Annotated in this window: 12 protein-coding genes; 9 read left to right on the forward strand and 3 right to left on the reverse strand. The window is 64.2% G+C overall.

Annotated elements, in window-relative coordinates:
* The first annotated feature begins 22 nt into the window (after positions 1 to 22).
* Positions 23 to 1477: an NAD-dependent succinate-semialdehyde dehydrogenase gene (locus QMA15_RS02255; RefSeq protein ID WP_031330892.1), complete on the forward strand. Its 1455-nt coding sequence runs from the start codon at positions 23 to 25 to the stop codon at positions 1475 to 1477.
* 74 nt (positions 1478 to 1551) lie between these two features.
* Here the strand turns inward: QMA15_RS02255 and QMA15_RS02260 are convergent, their stop codons facing one another.
* Positions 1552 to 1878 (reverse strand): chorismate mutase, encoded by a 327-nt coding sequence (locus QMA15_RS02260; protein WP_021332296.1) that lies wholly within the window; start codon positions 1876 to 1878, stop codon positions 1552 to 1554.
* A 316-nt stretch (positions 1879 to 2194) separates the two neighbouring features.
* Between QMA15_RS02260 and pcrA the strand changes: the two genes are divergently transcribed.
* Positions 2195 to 4687 (forward strand): DNA helicase PcrA, encoded by a 2493-nt coding sequence (gene pcrA / locus QMA15_RS02265; RefSeq protein ID WP_020908650.1) that lies wholly within the window; start codon positions 2195 to 2197, stop codon positions 4685 to 4687.
* A 79-nt stretch (positions 4688 to 4766) separates the two neighbouring features.
* Here pcrA and QMA15_RS02270 read toward each other — a convergent pair whose 3' ends face one another.
* Positions 4767 to 5789: a M23 family metallopeptidase gene (locus tag QMA15_RS02270; protein ID WP_020970357.1), complete on the reverse strand. Its 1023-nt coding sequence runs from the start codon at positions 5787 to 5789 to the stop codon at positions 4767 to 4769.
* Positions 5790 to 6021: 232 nt separating this feature from the next.
* Between QMA15_RS02270 and QMA15_RS02275 the strand changes: the two genes are divergently transcribed.
* The 3 genes from QMA15_RS02275 (at position 6022) to sucD (ending at position 10130) form a co-directional block, all read left to right on the forward strand.
* Positions 6022 to 7863, forward strand: a complete 1842-nt coding sequence (locus tag QMA15_RS02275) for a hypothetical protein (RefSeq protein ID WP_290283629.1) — start codon at positions 6022 to 6024, stop codon at positions 7861 to 7863.
* Positions 7864 to 8042: 179 nt separating this feature from the next.
* Positions 8043 to 9212, forward strand: coding sequence for an ADP-forming succinate--CoA ligase subunit beta (sucC, locus tag QMA15_RS02280; RefSeq protein ID WP_019744753.1), 1170 nt, complete (start codon positions 8043 to 8045; stop codon positions 9210 to 9212).
* A gap of 15 nt (positions 9213 to 9227) precedes the next feature.
* Positions 9228 to 10130: a succinate--CoA ligase subunit alpha gene (gene sucD / locus QMA15_RS02285; RefSeq protein ID WP_003946432.1), complete on the forward strand. Its 903-nt coding sequence runs from the start codon at positions 9228 to 9230 to the stop codon at positions 10128 to 10130.
* A 42-nt stretch (positions 10131 to 10172) separates the two neighbouring features.
* Here the strand turns inward: sucD and QMA15_RS02290 are convergent, their stop codons facing one another.
* A complete protein-coding gene (locus QMA15_RS02290; protein WP_021332300.1) occupies positions 10173 to 10808 on the reverse strand; it encodes a YigZ family protein in 636 nt (211 codons plus the stop codon).
* Positions 10809 to 10894: 86 nt separating this feature from the next.
* Here QMA15_RS02290 and QMA15_RS02295 point away from each other — a divergent pair, with 86 nt between their 5' ends.
* The 4 genes from QMA15_RS02295 to purH all read left to right on the forward strand — a co-directional run bounded on the left by QMA15_RS02295 (position 10895) and on the right by purH (position 15891).
* Positions 10895 to 11947 (forward strand): DUF5336 domain-containing protein, encoded by a 1053-nt coding sequence (locus tag QMA15_RS02295; RefSeq protein ID WP_021332301.1) that lies wholly within the window; start codon positions 10895 to 10897, stop codon positions 11945 to 11947.
* Positions 11948 to 12068: 121 nt separating this feature from the next.
* On the forward strand, positions 12069 to 13613 hold the full coding sequence (locus tag QMA15_RS02300) for a DUF6350 family protein (protein WP_290283630.1): 1545 nt from the start codon (positions 12069 to 12071) through the stop codon (positions 13611 to 13613).
* Positions 13614 to 13703: 90 nt separating this feature from the next.
* On the forward strand, positions 13704 to 14339 hold the full coding sequence (purN, locus tag QMA15_RS02305) for a phosphoribosylglycinamide formyltransferase (protein ID WP_047888512.1): 636 nt from the start codon (positions 13704 to 13706) through the stop codon (positions 14337 to 14339).
* Entirely contained in the window at positions 14332 to 15891 is a 1560-nt protein-coding gene (purH, locus tag QMA15_RS02310) for a bifunctional phosphoribosylaminoimidazolecarboxamide formyltransferase/IMP cyclohydrolase (RefSeq protein WP_003946407.1), read from the forward strand. The genes purN and purH overlap by 8 nt, the downstream gene beginning before the upstream one ends.
* Positions 15892 to 15922: the final 31 nt, after the last annotated feature.

Here is a 15922-nt window from a genome sequence, read left to right on the forward strand (position 1 = left end):
TTCGACGAGCATCATGGAACCCATGGACACATTCGAATTCATTCGATCAGTTCCCACCCAGTTGTTCGTCGGCGGCCGGTTCGAGCCCGCGGAGAACAACGCGACCTTCCCGGTGGCAGATCCGGCGACCGGAAAATCGTTGACCGACGTCGCCGATGCTAGCCCCGCGGATGCGATGCGCGCGCTCGACGAAGCCGTGGCCGTCTCGTCGAAGTGGGCGAGCACACCTGCGCGCGAGCGTGGTGAAATTCTGCGAGCCGTCTTCGAGAAGATCACCGAGCGCGCCGAGGACGTGGCGCTGCTGATGACCCTCGAAATGGGCAAGGCACTCGCCGAGAGCCGTGCCGAGGTCAAGTACGGCGCCGAGTTCTTTCGGTGGTTCAGCGAGGAGGCCGTTCGCATCGGCGGGCGCTACACGCCGGCGCCGGCGGGCAACGGCCGGATCCTCGTCACGAAGGCGCCGGTCGGACCGTGTCTGGCCATCACTCCCTGGAATTTTCCGTTGGCGATGGGCACCCGCAAGATCGGACCGGCGTTGGCCGCCGGCTGCACGATCATCGTCAAGCCCGCCTCGGAGACCCCGTTGACGATGCTGCTGCTCGCTCAGCTCATGGCCGAAGCAGGGCTGCCCGACGGAGTCCTCTCGGTGTTGCCGACATCGAAATCCGGGGAAGTGACCGGCCCTCTCATCGACGACCCCCGACTGCGCAAGCTCACCTTCACCGGGTCCACCGGCGTCGGCAAGATGCTGGTGGAGAAGTCCGCGAAGCGATTGCTCCGCACGTCGATGGAATTGGGTGGCAATGCGCCCTTCGTCGTGTTCGACGACGCGGACGTCGACAAGGCAGTCGAGGGTGCGGTACTGGCCAAGCTTCGCAACGGAGGCGAAGCCTGCACCGCCGCCAACCGGTTCCATGTCGCCAACGCCGTGCGTGAGGAGTTCACGACCAAGCTGACCGAGAAGATGGCGGCGTTCACGATGGGACCGGGTACCGACCCGGAGACGAAGCTCGGCCCGCTGATCAACCAGAACCAGCTCGACACGGTCGCAGAGTTGGTTGCAGATGCGGTGGATGCCGGGGCGAAGGTTCGACTGGGCGGCGAAGCGCCAGGTGGTGAGGGGTACTTCTATCCGGCCACCGTGTTGGCCGATGTTCCGGCGAGCGCGCGGATACTGAAGGAAGAGGTGTTCGGACCCGTCGCCGCAATCACCGGCTTCGACACCGAAGCCGAGGGAATCGCGGCCGCCAACGACACCGAGTTCGGATTGGCTGCGTACATCTTCACGAGGGATCTCGACCGTGCGCTTCGGGTCTCCGACGCACTGGAATCAGGAATGATCGGCGTCAACCGCGGAGTGATCTCGGACGCGGCAGCGCCGTTCGGTGGTGTGAAGGAATCCGGATTCGGCCGCGAGGGCGGGACCGAGGGGATCGAGGAATACCTGAGCACGAAGTACATCGCGCTCGAGAACTGACACACACACGAACGGCTACATCGGGACTGCCAGAGGCATCCGATGTAGCCGTTCGCAAGTGATCTGGGTGTGCGCTAGTGGCCCAGGCGTCCGCGGCCCAGGCGCAGGAGCAGCATCGCGAGGGTGTGGCCTTCCTGGCCCAACTCGTTGAACCGTTCGAGGACCTTCATCTCTCGGCTGTGCACCAGACGCGGACCACCCGATGCCATCCGGGTACGGCCGATGATCTGGGATACCTCGGAGCGGCGTTTGATGGCCGCGAGGATCTCGGCGTCGAGACGGTCGATTTCTTTCCGGAGCTCGTCGATCTCCGCCTCACTCTGGGGGATCTCGACGTCTGTCGGAGCAGTATTTACACTATTTACAGTATTTCCATTGGGGGCTGCAGCCTGGGTGCTCATTGCTATTCGTCTCCTCTTCCTACTGCGTGGATCGTGGTCTCGGCTCGGGTCGTTACCGATCCAGGCACACTGACGAAAATGCCCCGGATCCGATTCGGACCAGGGGCGGGTGAGCTGTTCAGATCACGTGCACCGAGGTCCGGGGCACGTAAAGTAACGCCACAGCGGGCCGACGGGGTCGGCCGTGTTGTCGCGAACGGAAATGCTGAACATGGCGTCCAGTTTGCCATGCTCGACACAGGTAATCCAAGTGCCTCTACCAGCAGGTGGACGCACTGACGACCGTGTCGGTGGACGCCGGTAGCGTGGACAGGCGATGAACACGTACCCAGCACTCGGTGAGCACGACGGACATTCCCAGCACGACGGGGGCGGCGCGCGGGGACATGGCGCGGGTTCGGACGCCCTCCTCGAGGGTCTCAACCCGCAACAGCGCGAGGCCGTGGTCCATGCCGGTTCGCCGTTGCTGATCGTCGCGGGCGCCGGCTCGGGCAAGACGGCAGTACTGACGCGTCGCATCGCCTATCTGCTGGCCGAACGGGGTGTCACCCCCGGTCAGATCCTGGCCATCACGTTCACCAACAAGGCTGCGGCCGAGATGCGCGAGCGTGTGGCAGCCCTTGTCGGACCGCGTGCCAACGCCATGTGGGTATCGACGTTCCACTCCAGTTGCGTGCGCATCCTGCGAGCACAGGCGGCGCTCCTGCCCGGTTTGAACTCGAATTTCTCGATCTACGATTCCGACGATTCGCGTCGACTGCTGACGATGATCTCGAAGGACCTCGAGCTCGACACCAAACGATTCTCCGCGCGGCTTCTCGCCACTCACATCTCCAACCTGAAGAACGAACTCGTCGGACCGGAAGAGGCGGTTGTCGCAGCCGATCAGGATCCAGCCGAGCTGCCGCGACTGATCGCCAAGGTCTACGGCCACTATCAACAGCGGTTGCGTGCGGCGAACGCACTCGACTTCGACGATCTCATCGGTGAGACCGTTGCGCTTCTCCAGGCGTTTCCCCAGATCGCCGAGTACTACCGCCGCCGCTTCCGTCACGTGCTCGTCGACGAGTACCAGGACACCAACCACGCGCAGTACATGCTGGTGCGTGAACTGGTCGGCGGTGCCGGAGAGTCCGACCATGCCGTTGCCCCGGCCGAATTGTGCGTCGTCGGTGACGCCGATCAGTCGATCTACGCATTCCGCGGAGCCACTATCCGCAACATCGAAGAGTTCGAACGCGACTACCCGGACGCTCGGACCATCCTTCTCGAACAGAACTACCGTTCGACGCAGAACATTCTGTCTGCGGCCAACTCCGTGATTTCCAAGAACACCGGCCGACGTGAAAAGCGTCTGTGGACTGATTCGGGTGAAGGTGAACTGATCGTCGGCTACGTTGCAGACAACGAGCACGACGAAGCATCTTTTGTCGCCTCGGAGATCGATCGGCTGGTGGACCAGGGCGAGACCAAGTTCGCCGACATCGCGGTGTTCTACCGGACCAACAACTCCTCACGCGCGCTCGAGGAGATCTTCATTCGACTCGGAGTGCCGTACAAGGTGGTCGGCGGCGTTCGCTTCTACGAGCGCAAGGAAGTTCGGGACATCGTCGCGTATCTGCGCGTCCTCGCCAACGAAGACGACACCGTGAGCCTGCGACGCATTCTCAACACGCCACGACGCGGTATCGGTGATCGAGCCGAAGCCTGCGTCGCCGTGCACTCCGAGCATCGCAACATCAGCTTCGCCGCCGCACTGCGCGACGGCGCGGAAGGCAAAGTGGCGCTGCTCAATACGCGGTCACAGAAGGCCATCGCGTCGTTCCTCGAGATGATGGACGGGCTGCGGGCCCTGCTGCCGACACCGGCCGCCGACGAGGACGAACCCTTCGAACTCGGTGACATCGGTGAGGTCGCCGAGGCGGTGCTCGAGCGCACCGGCTACCGCGCCGAGCTTGCGGCCAGCAGCGATCCACAGGACGGCGCGCGGCTCGACAACTTGAACGAACTCGTCAGCGTGGCAAGAGAATTCAGCTCCGACGCACGAAACGCGGCCGGACTGATCGATCCGGACGACGAGGAAACCGCAGCAATGCGTGAAGGCGAACCCGATCCGGGTTCGCTTGCCGCCTTCCTCGAACGGGTATCGCTTGTCGCCGACGCCGATCAACTGCCGGACTCCGACGACGGCGTCGTCACGATGATGACGCTTCACACCGCCAAGGGCCTCGAGTTCCCGGTCGTCTTCGTCACCGGTTGGGAGGACGGGCAGTTCCCGCACATGCGCGCCCTCGGTGATCCGGCAGAGCTGTCCGAAGAGCGTCGACTCGCTTACGTCGGCATCACCCGTGCCAGGCAGCGCCTGTACCTGACGCGCGCGATCATGCGTTCGGCTTGGGGACAACCGATCCAGAACCCGGCGTCGCGGTTCATCCAGGAGATCCCGGAGGACCTGATCAATTGGCGCCGTGAGGATCCGGGCACCGGTGGTGGATTCGGAAGCGGCAGGCCGGGTTACGGCAGCGGAAGCCGATACGGCAGCCAGGGCGGCCAGGGATACGGTGGCGGGCAGAACTACGGGGGAGGGTCCGGCAAGGCTGCGTCGACTCCCAGTTTCGGTGCCGCGCGTGGCCGCAACAACGTTCTGGTCCTTGCCACGGGTGACCGCGTCAGTCACGACAAGTACGGTCTGGGCACCGTGTTGGAAACCAAGGGCACCGGACCCACCGCGACGGTCACCATCGACTTCGGTAGCGCGGGCAAGGTGCGGTTGATGCTCATCGGCGGTGTGCCGATGGTCAAGCTGTAGAAGACAGACAAAAAACTTCCGGCCCGTACCTGGAAAGGTGCGGGCCGGAAATTTTTTGTCAGAAGCGTTGGGCTTGCGGTCAGTCCTGCTCGATACCGAGGCTGATGCCGCGTGATGCGAGCCAAGGGAGGGGGTCGATCTTGTTCTCGCCGGCGAGGTGAACCTCGAAGTGAAGGTGGGGGCCGGTGGAGAAGCCGCGGTTGCCGACAGTGGCGATCTGGTCGCCGGCCATGACCTGCTGACCGACGGTGACGGTGGACGTGTCGATGTGGCCGTAGACGGTGATCGTTCCGTCTGCGTGCTGTAGGCGTACCCACATGCCGAATCCGGAAGCCGGACCTGAATCGATGACCTTGCCGTCGGCGACTGCGACGATGGGCGTCCCGATCGGGGCGGCGATGTCGACGCCGGCGTGCAGGGTGCCCCAGCGGGTGCCGAAGTTGGACGTGAACGTGCCGACTGCCGGCAGGACGAACAGCGGGCGACGGGCAGCTGCTTCGCGTGCTGCGCGCTCGTCACTGAAACGCTGGCCCTTGGCAAGCAGGTTGCTGAACTGGGAGAGGTCGGTCGGTGCTGCGACGTTGAGGACCTGGGGAGCGTCGGCCTCGGTGGTGGCTGCCGTGGAGGTGGCCGGAGCGAACTGAGCGGCCTGCGGTTCTGCGGTGGTGCCGATCGCGGAGGACTCGTTGGCGAGTGCAACTTCCGAGTGGTCGGCGGCGGAAGAGGAACCGTCGTTGACAACTGCCTGGCCCGCGGCGACAACTGCGCCGGCTGCAACTGCCAGAACGGCGGCGCGGCCCTTGAGAGCAGAGGGAGGGGTGGGGAGTCGGTGAGCACCGCTGCGGCGAACCGGAGATTCGACATCGACTGTCGGTGCGGAGGAGGCGTAAGTGGGGGTGCTGATCACGTCGGACTCGACGAACTCGTGAGAGTCGGAATCTGACGACGTGGAGGATGAATTTCGAGTGAACATATCGGTAGAGATCTCAGAACTTTTGGTCTCGGTGTAACGCCTGGCCGAGTGCGTTGGATAAGTGGTCGTGACCTCGTCTGGAGCTGAGTTCGAGAACCTACTAGCGGTGAACTGGCTGCGGTGATGCATATGCCGGTTCTCTCCTCGAGTTCGTGATCAGCCCGTGACTTAGACCGACTGACGGTAACGAAATGATTGCGATGGGCGCAAGCCGTAGCGGAAACCTGTCCGATTATGTGACGTGCATCACAGCTTGACCTGGGAATATGTCGATACGGGCAAAACGGACGAATCATCTCGTTTCGTGATCACGCGTGTCACAACCGGATCACCGGTCCATTCAGGCACTACCGTCGATCGAGTGTCCACAACACCTGGAACTACGTCGCAGGCGCGTTTCGACGACCCCGGAGTGAAGTCCGGGGCGCCACTCGCGGCGGTAATCGGACTGCTCGGTGCCGTTGGAGTGGCGGCCAGTCCCGTCGTCGGAGTCGGGAGTGGCCGCGGGGTCGACACGACGGGGGCTCTTGCTTCTGCCGCTCTCTTCGCGGCCGTCTGCACGATCATCGTGCCGTTGGTTGCAGTGCTCACCTCGGGCCGCAGGCCCGCCTTGGCCGGTGGACTCCTGGCCGGTATCGGGGCGGTGTCGCTCGGAGCGGCAATTCTCGACGTCCAGTTGTTCGTCGACGCAATCGATGCAAACCGCTTGGACCTTTTCCGTCCGATTTCGGCGGGTTCGATCGATGCGGGTCCTGGCGCTTATCTCGCGCTCGCGGGACACTGCCTTCTTGTCCTGTCCGGGGTGCTCGGACTTGTCGCTGTCCATCGTGAATCGGAACGGGACGGATACGGCAGCGCTCGCGCCGCGGAATTCGACGGGCGATCGGTTGGCGGACGGATCGGCGCGTGGCCGACAGCGCTGCTGATTCTGGCCGCAGTGGTGTTCGTGCTCTCCCTGTTCGGTCCTTCCTTCAGTTCGCAGGATCCGATCTTTCTGGTCAAACCGCTCGTCGACTCGGTGTCGGCCACCGCCGTCGGTACAGGATTGGTGGGCGTCGCGGTGCTCGTTGCGGTCGCGGCGGCGTTGACGTCCATCTCGCTGCCGGTGGGCTGCGGCGCCCTGATCGGTGTCGGCCTCGGCGCACTCGCAGTCAGTGGAACCAGGGTGGTGGCTGGGTTCGCGGCCGGCGATCGGATCGGCGTCGGTTCGGGATCCGTGGTCGGGGCACTGGCCGCCGTGGTCATCGTCGTGATCGGAGTTTCAGCGCCTTACCTCGCATCCAGGCGTGAAACGGATGCGATTCCCGCTGAAAGTGTGGTCCGCGCGCCTGCGAAGACAACAAAGGGTGCGCTCAAGGCAGCGATGGTGGCTCAGTCCCGGGCGGCGCAAGCGCGGGTGAACAGACTTCACCGCGTTGCCGGTACCGCCGCAATCATCACTGCGGCTGTTGCGGGCGTCGGCTCGGCTTTGCCTGTCCTGTCGTTGCCGGATGGAATCCCGGAGCCGTCGATGCTGTCGTCTCGAGTTGTCCTGCTCGCGGCTGCCGTATTGCTCCTCGCCGCGCTGGGCCTGTTTGCCCCGGGCCGCGCCGCCGTGGTGCGTCCGGCCGTCGGAGTGCTGTGGACCACCGTCGTGATGGGCGTCGCGGCTGTCATGCAGTCGGCGGTCATCGCGACGGACGTACCAGGCGTCGGGTTGGGTGCCGGCGCCTTCGTGCTTTGTGGCGTGGCTCTCCTCGCTGCGGCGACGGGACTGCTCGTCTGGCTGGCGGGAAGCGCAGAACGTGAAGACGTCGACACGTCGGTAGACGGAGGTTCGAGAGGGCTGGTGCTTCTCGTCGGTGGGATCGGCGCAGTCGCAGTCCTGATCGGGACCGCGCTTCCCCTCTATCGGGGTGACGCCTACACAGCGGCGTCAGTTCTGGAGTGGCCGTGGGGAATTGACGTCTGGGGGCAACTGCTCGTCGGCGTCACCGTCGTGATCGCCGCTGCGATCGCAGCGTCTGCGCGGCCGGCTCGAGGCGCGGCATTGCTGATCGGATCTGCCGTGGCAGCTCTGGTGTACGTCAGTGAGTGGCCGCTCACGTCATCGCGCATATCGGACGCAACCGTGGGGGTGGGTGCGATCACAGCGGCCACGGGCATAGTGTTGCTTCTCGTTGCAGCGTTCTCGAGCGCAAGAATCAGTGAGACTGATGCTTGACAAATTCGGTGTGGCCACCTTGCTCGATCGGTGAGGCGTGCCTCATTGCGCATTTGCGCGTGACTTGGGCCACATAGCATCAGTGCGGGCGCAAACCGAACGCGGCAACTGGTTAAAGTCCAGAACAGACCCGCTCCTACCCCTCGAGCGGGTGACAACGCAGACGAGACGGTGAGCAGATGGATCTCTTCGAATACCAGGCGAAGGAACTCTTCGCCAAGCACGGAGTGCCGACTTCGGCTGGACGTGTTACAGACACAGTCGCCGGCGCACGCGAGATTGCCGAAGAAATCGGTAAGCCCGTGATGGTGAAGGCACAGGTCAAGGTAGGCGGCCGCGGCAAGGCCGGTGGCGTCAAGTACTCGCCCGACGTGGATGCCGCAGTGGCAAACGCCGAGGCAATCCTGGGCCTGGACATCAAGGGCCATGTCGTCAAGAAGCTGCTGGTCGCAGAGGCAAGTGACATTGCCGAGGAGTACTACATCTCCTTCCTGCTCGACCGCACCAACCGCACCTACCTGGCCATGTGCTCGGTAGAGGGTGGCGTCGAGATCGAGGTCACCGCCGAGGAGAACCCCGACGCTCTCGCCAAGATCCCCGTCGACGCAGTCAAGGGCGTCGACCTCGCGTTCGCGCGCAGCATCGCCGAGGCAGGAAAGCTGCCCGCAGAGGTGCTCGACGCAGCGGCCGTCACGATCCAGAAGCTGTGGGAGGTCTTCATCAACGAGGACGCACTCCTCGTCGAGGTCAACCCCCTCGTTCGCACGCCTGACGATCAGATCCTCGCCCTCGACGGCAAGGTCACCCTCGATGAGAACGCAGCGTTCCGTCAGCCCGGCCACGAGGCATTCGAGGATCGCGACGCTACCGATCCCCTCGAGCTCAAGGCCAAGGAAAACGACCTCAACTACGTCAAGCTCGACGGTGAGGTCGGAATCATCGGCAACGGCGCAGGCCTGGTCATGTCCACCCTGGACGTCGTCGCATACGCCGGCGAGAACCACGGTGGCGTCAAGCCCGCCAACTTCCTCGACATCGGCGGCGGAGCTTCCGCTGCAGTCATGGCTGCCGGCCTCGACGTCATCCTGAACGACGCACAGGTCAAGAGCGTGTTCGTCAACGTCTTCGGCGGCATCACCGCGTGTGACGCAGTTGCCAACGGCATCGTCGGCGCACTGAAGACCCTGGGCGACGAGGCCAACAAGCCGCTCGTCGTTCGCCTGGACGGAAACAACGTCGAAGAGGGTCGTCGCATCCTCGCCGAGGCCAACCACCCGCTGGTCACGGTCGTCGCAACCATGGACGAGGCCGCCGACAAGGCCGCCGAACTCGCTCACGCAGCGAAGTAAGGGACTCACAGAACAATGGCAATCTTCCTCACCAAGGATTCAAAGGTCATCGTCCAGGGCATCACCGGCGGCGAGGGCACCAAGCACACCGCTCTGATGCTCAAGGCCGGCACCCAGGTCGTCGGCGGCGTCAACGCTCGCAAGGCCGGCACCACGGTCTCGCACGTTGCTGCTGACGGTTCCCCTGTCGAGCTCCCCGTCTTCGCGACGGTCGAAGAGGCAATCAAGGAGACCGGCGCAGACGTCTCCATCGCATTCGTTCCCCCGGCCTTCTCGAAGGACGCCATCGTCGAGGCCATCGACGCGGAGATCCCGCTCCTCGTGGTCATCACCGAGGGCATCCCGGTTCAGGACTCCGCTTACGCTTGGGCGTACAACGAGTCCAAGGGCAAGAAGACGCGCATCATCGGACCGAACTGCCCCGGCATCATCACCCCGGGTGAGGCCCTCGTCGGCATCACACCCGCCAACATTGCAGGCACCGGCCCCATCGGCCTGGTCTCCAAGTCGGGCACCCTGACCTACCAGATGATGTACGAACTCCGTGACTTCGGCTTCTCCACCGCCATCGGCATCGGCGGCGACCCGGTCATCGGAACCACCCACATCGACGCCATCGAGGCGTTCGAGAAGGATCCCGAGACCAAGGTCATCGTGATGATCGGTGAAATCGGTGGCGACGCGGAAGAGCGTGCAGCCGATTACATCAAGGCCAACGTCACCAAGCCGGTCGTCGGCTACGTGGCAGGCTTCACCGCTCCCGAAGGCAAGACCATGGGCCACGCAGGCGCCATCGTCTCCGGTTCCTCGGGAACGGCTCAGGCAAAGCAGGAAGCTCTCGAGGCTGCAGGCGTGAAGGTCGGCAAGACGCCGTCCGCCACTGCTGCTCTCGCTCGCGAGATTCTTCAGTCCCTGTAAGGGGCTTCGCCCCCGTGCGTGGTTAGGGAGTCTCCGGACTCCTTAACCACGCACAGTGGTATCGACCCACATCGACCCGGCAGGTTCCAACTGCCCGGCACCGGATGTGATGGATGCGACGATCGAGTCGAGATCGTCGGCGTCACCGGCGGCGAGCGTCATCACCGCCTTCGATCCGTACGTAGTGCCGAGCACCGAGACGCCCCGCGCTCTCAGCTCCGCTTCCACCCGACCGGCCTCTGAGTGCCGGATCGCCAAAGTGCGCAGGATCCTCCTCTCCCTGGCCACAAGCTCGGCCGAATCGAGAGCAACCGAGACGGCTCCCGAATACGCGCGGACCAACCCACCGGCGCCGAGCTTGATTCCGCCGAAGTAGCGCGTGACGACAACAATCACATCGACCAGATCTCGAGACTTGAGAACCTGAAGCATCGGCACCCCAGCTGTCCCGCCTGGTTCGCCGTCGTCGTGTGCACGCTCGACGCGTGAGTTCGCTTCGTATCCGATCACGAAAGCCGAACAATGATGGCGCGCATCGGGATACAGCGACTTCTGCTCCGCGACGAACTCCGTGGCGGCCTCGGCGTCGTCGATCCGGCGAAGCGCGGCGATGAATCGTGAGTGCTTCACCTCGGTTTCGACGACATGGTCGGCGCCGGGCGCGAGGGTGAAGGGCATCTGCCCATTGTCTCCTGTCGGTGTTAGCGTGCGAAGTCGAGACACATACGCTGGTAACCATCGAAGACCGTCTACGAGGAGAAGTCATGACGTTCACGCCGCAAGGGCCCAGCTTCGGGCCACCGAATCAGCCGGCAGCGGGCGGTGGAACCAAGAATCTCGGATTCATCCTGCTCATCGCCGTCGCGGCACTCGGCCTGATCAATTTCCTACTCGGTTTTGCGCCTTTCACGTCGATCAGTGGAAGCAGCAGCGGCATCGGTAGCGGTCTGGACACCAGTTCGAGCTTCTTCGAGTCGAGCATCTACGGCCTCGGATTCGTTTTCGCCGGCGGTGTGGTCGCAGGCGTATCGCTCCTCCCGAAGCAGTCGTATGCAGGCATTGCCGCAGCGCTCACCCTCACGGGTTTCTTCGCTTTGGTGTTCGCCGCGTTCTCCGTAGGTACCAGCGACTACGTCGACATCAGCCTCGGTTGGGGTCTGATCATCGTGCTGATCCTCTCGTTCGTGCAGACGGTCGTCGCAGTCGCCGCGTTGTTGTTCGAGATCGGAATCCTGAAGGCTCCCGCGCCGCGTCCGGTAGCTCAGCAGTACGGTCAGCCGCAGGGCTATGGCCAGCCCCAGGGCCAGGCGCCGGGGCAGGCGCCAGGTCAGCCACAGGGATACGGACAGGCTCAGTACGGCCAGCCGCAGCAGGCTCAGCAGCCGGGCCAGTACCAGCAGAACCCGCAGTACGGGCAGGCGCAGCAGCAGGGATACGGGGGAGCGCACGCCGCCCCCGCCGACCCGACTGCTTCGCAGCCGCCTTACGGCCAGACTGCGTCTCCCTACGGTCAGAACCCGGTGCAGAATCCCGCACAGACCGACTCGGCCGCGACGACGTCGTCTTACTATCCGCTGACCTCGCAGCCCGCGAGTCAGCCGAACCCGAGTTACTCGTCGGATCAGTTCACCGCTCCGCGCGGTTACGGCCAGCCGTACAACCAGCAGCAGACTGGCTCGACCGAGCAGCCGACGGGCTTCGAGCCGCCCACTTTCGAAGCGCCGACGCCGTCTGCTGAGCCTGACCAGGGCAGCAGCGATTCCGCGGCCGAGACCAAGGTCTTCGGGTCGCAGAACCCCGACGAGCGTCAGCAGTAGTACTACTTCGTTTCACGAACATGAATGTGGCCTCCGACCCGCTGCGGGTGGAGGCCACATTCCGTGAGCCCGACGGCGCGCCTGAGTGCGCGGCGCACTATCGAGTGAAACCCTCGAGGGGATGAGTTCTTTGATTGATGGCACCCGGTCCCGTCCCGCGTCCTCACGACCCGGACGTGGTCGTACTGGCGGCGGCCGCGTCGGCGGCGGTCGCCCGGCACCGAACCCGGACCTGGCGCGCAAGCTGCTGACGGTCGCCTTCCGGCCGTCGGGTCTGACGATGCTGCTGATCGCGGCTGTCGTTGTGGTCACCTTGGTATCGGCGAGCAGCGACCTGACCGGAACCTTCGGCGCCATTGCCACCACATGGTTGGTCATCCACCAGGTGCCGGCGACTATCAGCGGCGTCCAACTCGGTGTACTGCCATTGCTTCCGACGGCCGTCATGATGTGGGTGGTTGCACGCCGATGCGCGTCGACTGCGGTGCACACCGACTCCCGTGACGACACCCTCCGCCTGGTGGGGGCCGCGGTAGCCGGACCGTTGACTATCACGGCAATCGCTCTCGCCGTGGTCGCCGACGCCTCCGCAGCCATTCCGCTGTCTAGCCCCAACACGTTGGCCGCTTTCGGCTGGGTCGCCGGGATTCACCTGATCGCCGCGTCCGTCGGTGTTGCTGCTGCGCACTGGGATCGCGTCGTCGCCGAGATTCCGCCGTGGGCATCTGCCGCTGTTCGACCGGCAACGGCTGCGTCGGCAGCGCTGTTGGCTGCGGGCGCCGTGGCCGTCGTAATGTCGCTACTCGTGTCCTGGTCGACGGTCGGTGACCTACTCGCGCGCGGCAACGGGTTTGTCGGCGTACTGGGATTGACGGTGTTGTCGCTGCTCTACCTGCCGAACCTCGTGGTCGGCGCAGCCGCGGTGATGACGGGATCGACGGCCGATTTCGGCAATGTCTCCATCAGCGTGTTCGGCAACATCGGCGGTGACCTGCCACCCTTGCCCCTTCTCGGAGCGATTCCGGAAGGCGTCGCCGGTGGAATCTGGCCCGTGTTGTTGATCGTTCCGGCAGCGGTGGGCATGATGCTCGGCCGTGATTGCGCTCGACGCATCGCCGGGCAGGACAGTGTGCTCGCAGTGCTGACGGCAGCTGCCGGTGCCGGGGTCGTCATGGCGCTGCTCGCTCTTGCTGCCGGGGGAGACCTCGGGCAGTTCGGCACCGTCGAGGTCCTGTGGTGGGGCTTCGGTCTTCTGACTTTTGCGTGGCTGGGATTGTTCGGAACCGTCTCGGCGCTGTTCGCGATGTGGTTCTCACACCGCGGACACATGAAGGACGAGGTTGCGCCCCCGACGGCTGAACCGGCTCGAACAGTCGAGCCCGAACTTGCGATCACGGCTGCGGCCACACCGGAAGACGAGGACGACGAGAACACGGGCGAAGTGCTGGCCCAGGAATCTGCGGTCGTTGTCACCAAGGTCGTCGAAGCGGAAATCGTCGAGGAATCAGGCGAACCCGTGCAGGTAGTGACAGAGGAAACCGTCGAGATCGAAGTAGTCGACGCCGAGGTTGTCGCGGCACCCGAGGCGGACCCCACAGCCGACTCTCCAGCCGGGGCCGAGCCGGAGACCGACCTGCCCTCGAAGCCGCAGAAGTCCAGCGACTAGGCTGTCATGCGGCCGATACTCCGGCCGCATCATCTTCCAGTTCTCAGGAGTAGTGCGCTGACTGCCTCGGCCGACAATCCGCAGCCGACAATGCCCGACGGGGTCCAATTTCGCGACTCGATCGCGCGGGTAGTCGTACTCGCTTCCGGCGCGGGAACCCTGTTGACTTCGCTGATCGACGCTTCGCACGCCGAGGGATACCCGGCCGAGATCGTTGCCGTCGGTGTAGATCGTGACTGCCTCGCCGCCGAGCACGCCGCGGGCTCGAAGATCCCGTCCTTCAAGGTCTCGATCAAGACTTATGAAAATCGTGCCGCCTGGGACGAGGCGCTGACAGCAGCGGTGGCCGAGCACGAACCCGATCTCGTGGTCAGTGCAGGCTTCATGAAAATCCTCGGCCCCAGCTTTCTCGCGCGTTTCGGCGGCCGAATCATCAACACTCATCCCGCGTTGCTGCCTGCCTTTCCCGGCGCGCACGCGGTTCCCGACGCTCTGGCGTACGGCGTGAAGGTCACCGGTTCCACGGTGCATCTCGTCGACGGCGGAGTTGATACCGGGCCGATCTTGGCGCAGGAAGCTGTGCCGGTGCATGACGACGACACCGAGTCTTCGTTGCATGAACGCATCAAAATTGTGGAGCGACGGTTGTTGGCGGACGTCATCGCCGCTGTTGCTACGCGCGGAGTGGTTTCCGATGGACGAAAGGCCGTGATCCCCAGTGAGTGAACGCAAGGCTGTGCGCCGTGCACTTGTCAGCGTCTACGACAAGAGTGGTCTGATCGAGCTGGCCACGGGCCTGCACGAGGCCGGTGTCGAGTTGGTCTCGACCGGTTCGACCGCGTCGAAGATTGCCGACGCCGGAATCCCCGTGACGCCGGTCGAGGCGCTGACCGGATTCCCGGAATGCCTCGAAGGCCGTGTGAAGACGCTGCATCCGCGCGTCCACGCCGGCGTCCTCGCTGATACCCGCAAGCCGGATCACCTCGCTCAGCTCGAGGAACTCGGCATCGCGACCTTCGAATTGGTCGTCGTGAACCTGTACCCCTTCACCGAGACGGTTGCCTCGGGCGCTAGCCCGGACGAGTGCGTCGAGCAGATCGACATCGGTGGCCCGTCGATGGTGCGTGCTGCAGCCAAGAACCATCCGTCGGTTGCCGTCGTGGTCGATCCGGCTCGGTACGCCGATGTCCTGACTGCCGTTGCCGGTGGCGGATTCACCTTGCGTGAGCGCACTGTGCTTGCGGCGCAGGCGTTCCAGCACACTGCGTCGTACGACGTCGCTGTTGCAAGCTGGATGACGAGCACGATCGCAGCTGACGAGGACGGTTCGCTGTTCCCCGCCTGGGTCGGTGCTACCTGGAACCGCAGCGCTGTCCTTCGTTACGGCGAGAACCCGCACCAGGACGCCGCGCTGTACGAAAACCCGGCCGCGCCTGCAGGTTTGGCTCAGGCAGAGCAGTTGCACGGCAAGGAGATGTCGTACAACAACTACACGGACTCCGACGCAGCGTGGCGTGCAGCGTACGACTTCACTGATCCGGCCGTCGCAATCATCAAGCACGCCAACCCCTGTGGCATCGCCATCGGCACCGACATTGCCGACGCTCACCGCAAGGCGCATGCATGCGATCCGGTCAGTGCATTCGGTGGTGTCATCGCAGCCAACCGTGAGGTCACCGTCGAACTGGCAGAGCAGATCGCCGATATCTTCACCGAGGTTGTCATCGCGCCCTCGTACGAAGACGGGGCTGTCGAGGTTCTGCAGCGTAAGAAGAACATTCGTGTTCTGAAGGCTGCGGCTCCGACCGCTACTGGAATCGAACTGCGTCCGATCTCTGGCGGTACCTTGCTCCAGCAGCGCGACGTTCTGGACGCTGACGGCGACAACCCGGCCAACTGGACTCTCGCCAACGGTGAGGCTGCAGATGCCGAGACTCTCGCAGACCTCGAATTTGCTTGGCGTGCCAGCCGATCGGTGAAGTCAAACGCGATCCTGCTGGCCTCCGGCGGCGCGTCCGTCGGCGTCGGTATGGGCCAGGTCAACCGCGTCGATGCAGCGCATCTTGCTGTTCAGCGAGCCGGTGACCGCGTCGTAGGGTCGGTTGCGGCCTCGGACGCGTTCTTCCCGTTCCCCGACGGTCTGCAGGTTCTTCTCAACGCCGGCGTCAAGGCTGTTGTGCAGCCGGGTGGTTCGGTTCGCGACAACGAGGTGATTGCCGCGGCCAAGGAAGCCGGTGTCACTCTTTATCTGACCGGTGCGCGCCACTTCGCGCACTGACTTTCTGCTTCGGTAGCGGGCCTCGACTCCT

This window comes from Rhodococcus sp. APC 3903, assembly GCF_030407755.1.
Taxonomy (GTDB): Bacteria; Actinomycetota; Actinomycetes; order Mycobacteriales; family Mycobacteriaceae; genus Rhodococcus_F; species Rhodococcus_F erythropolis.

Bases quoted from the DNA above. Each gene is read 5' to 3' on its own strand.
- QMA15_RS02255 (WP_031330892.1), top strand. From the start codon at position 23: ATGGACACATTCGAATTCATTCGATCAGTTCCCACCCAGTTGTTCGTC.
- QMA15_RS02260 (WP_021332296.1), bottom strand. From the start codon at position 1,878: ATGAGCACCCAGGCTGCAGCCCCCAATGGAAATACTGTAAATAGTGTA.
- pcrA (WP_020908650.1), top strand. From the start codon at position 2,195: ATGAACACGTACCCAGCACTCGGTGAGCACGACGGACATTCCCAGCAC.
- QMA15_RS02270 (WP_020970357.1), bottom strand. From the start codon at position 5,789: ATGCATCACCGCAGCCAGTTCACCGCTAGTAGGTTCTCGAACTCAGCT.
- sucC (WP_019744753.1), top strand. From the start codon at position 8,043: ATGGATCTCTTCGAATACCAGGCGAAGGAACTCTTCGCCAAGCACGGA.
- sucD (WP_003946432.1), top strand. From the start codon at position 9,228: ATGGCAATCTTCCTCACCAAGGATTCAAAGGTCATCGTCCAGGGCATC.
- QMA15_RS02290 (WP_021332300.1), bottom strand. From the start codon at position 10,808: ATGCCCTTCACCCTCGCGCCCGGCGCCGACCATGTCGTCGAAACCGAG.
- QMA15_RS02295 (WP_021332301.1), top strand. From the start codon at position 10,895: ATGACGTTCACGCCGCAAGGGCCCAGCTTCGGGCCACCGAATCAGCCG.
- QMA15_RS02300 (WP_290283630.1), top strand. From the start codon at position 12,069: ATGAGTTCTTTGATTGATGGCACCCGGTCCCGTCCCGCGTCCTCACGA.
- purN (WP_047888512.1), top strand. From the start codon at position 13,704: ATGCCCGACGGGGTCCAATTTCGCGACTCGATCGCGCGGGTAGTCGTA.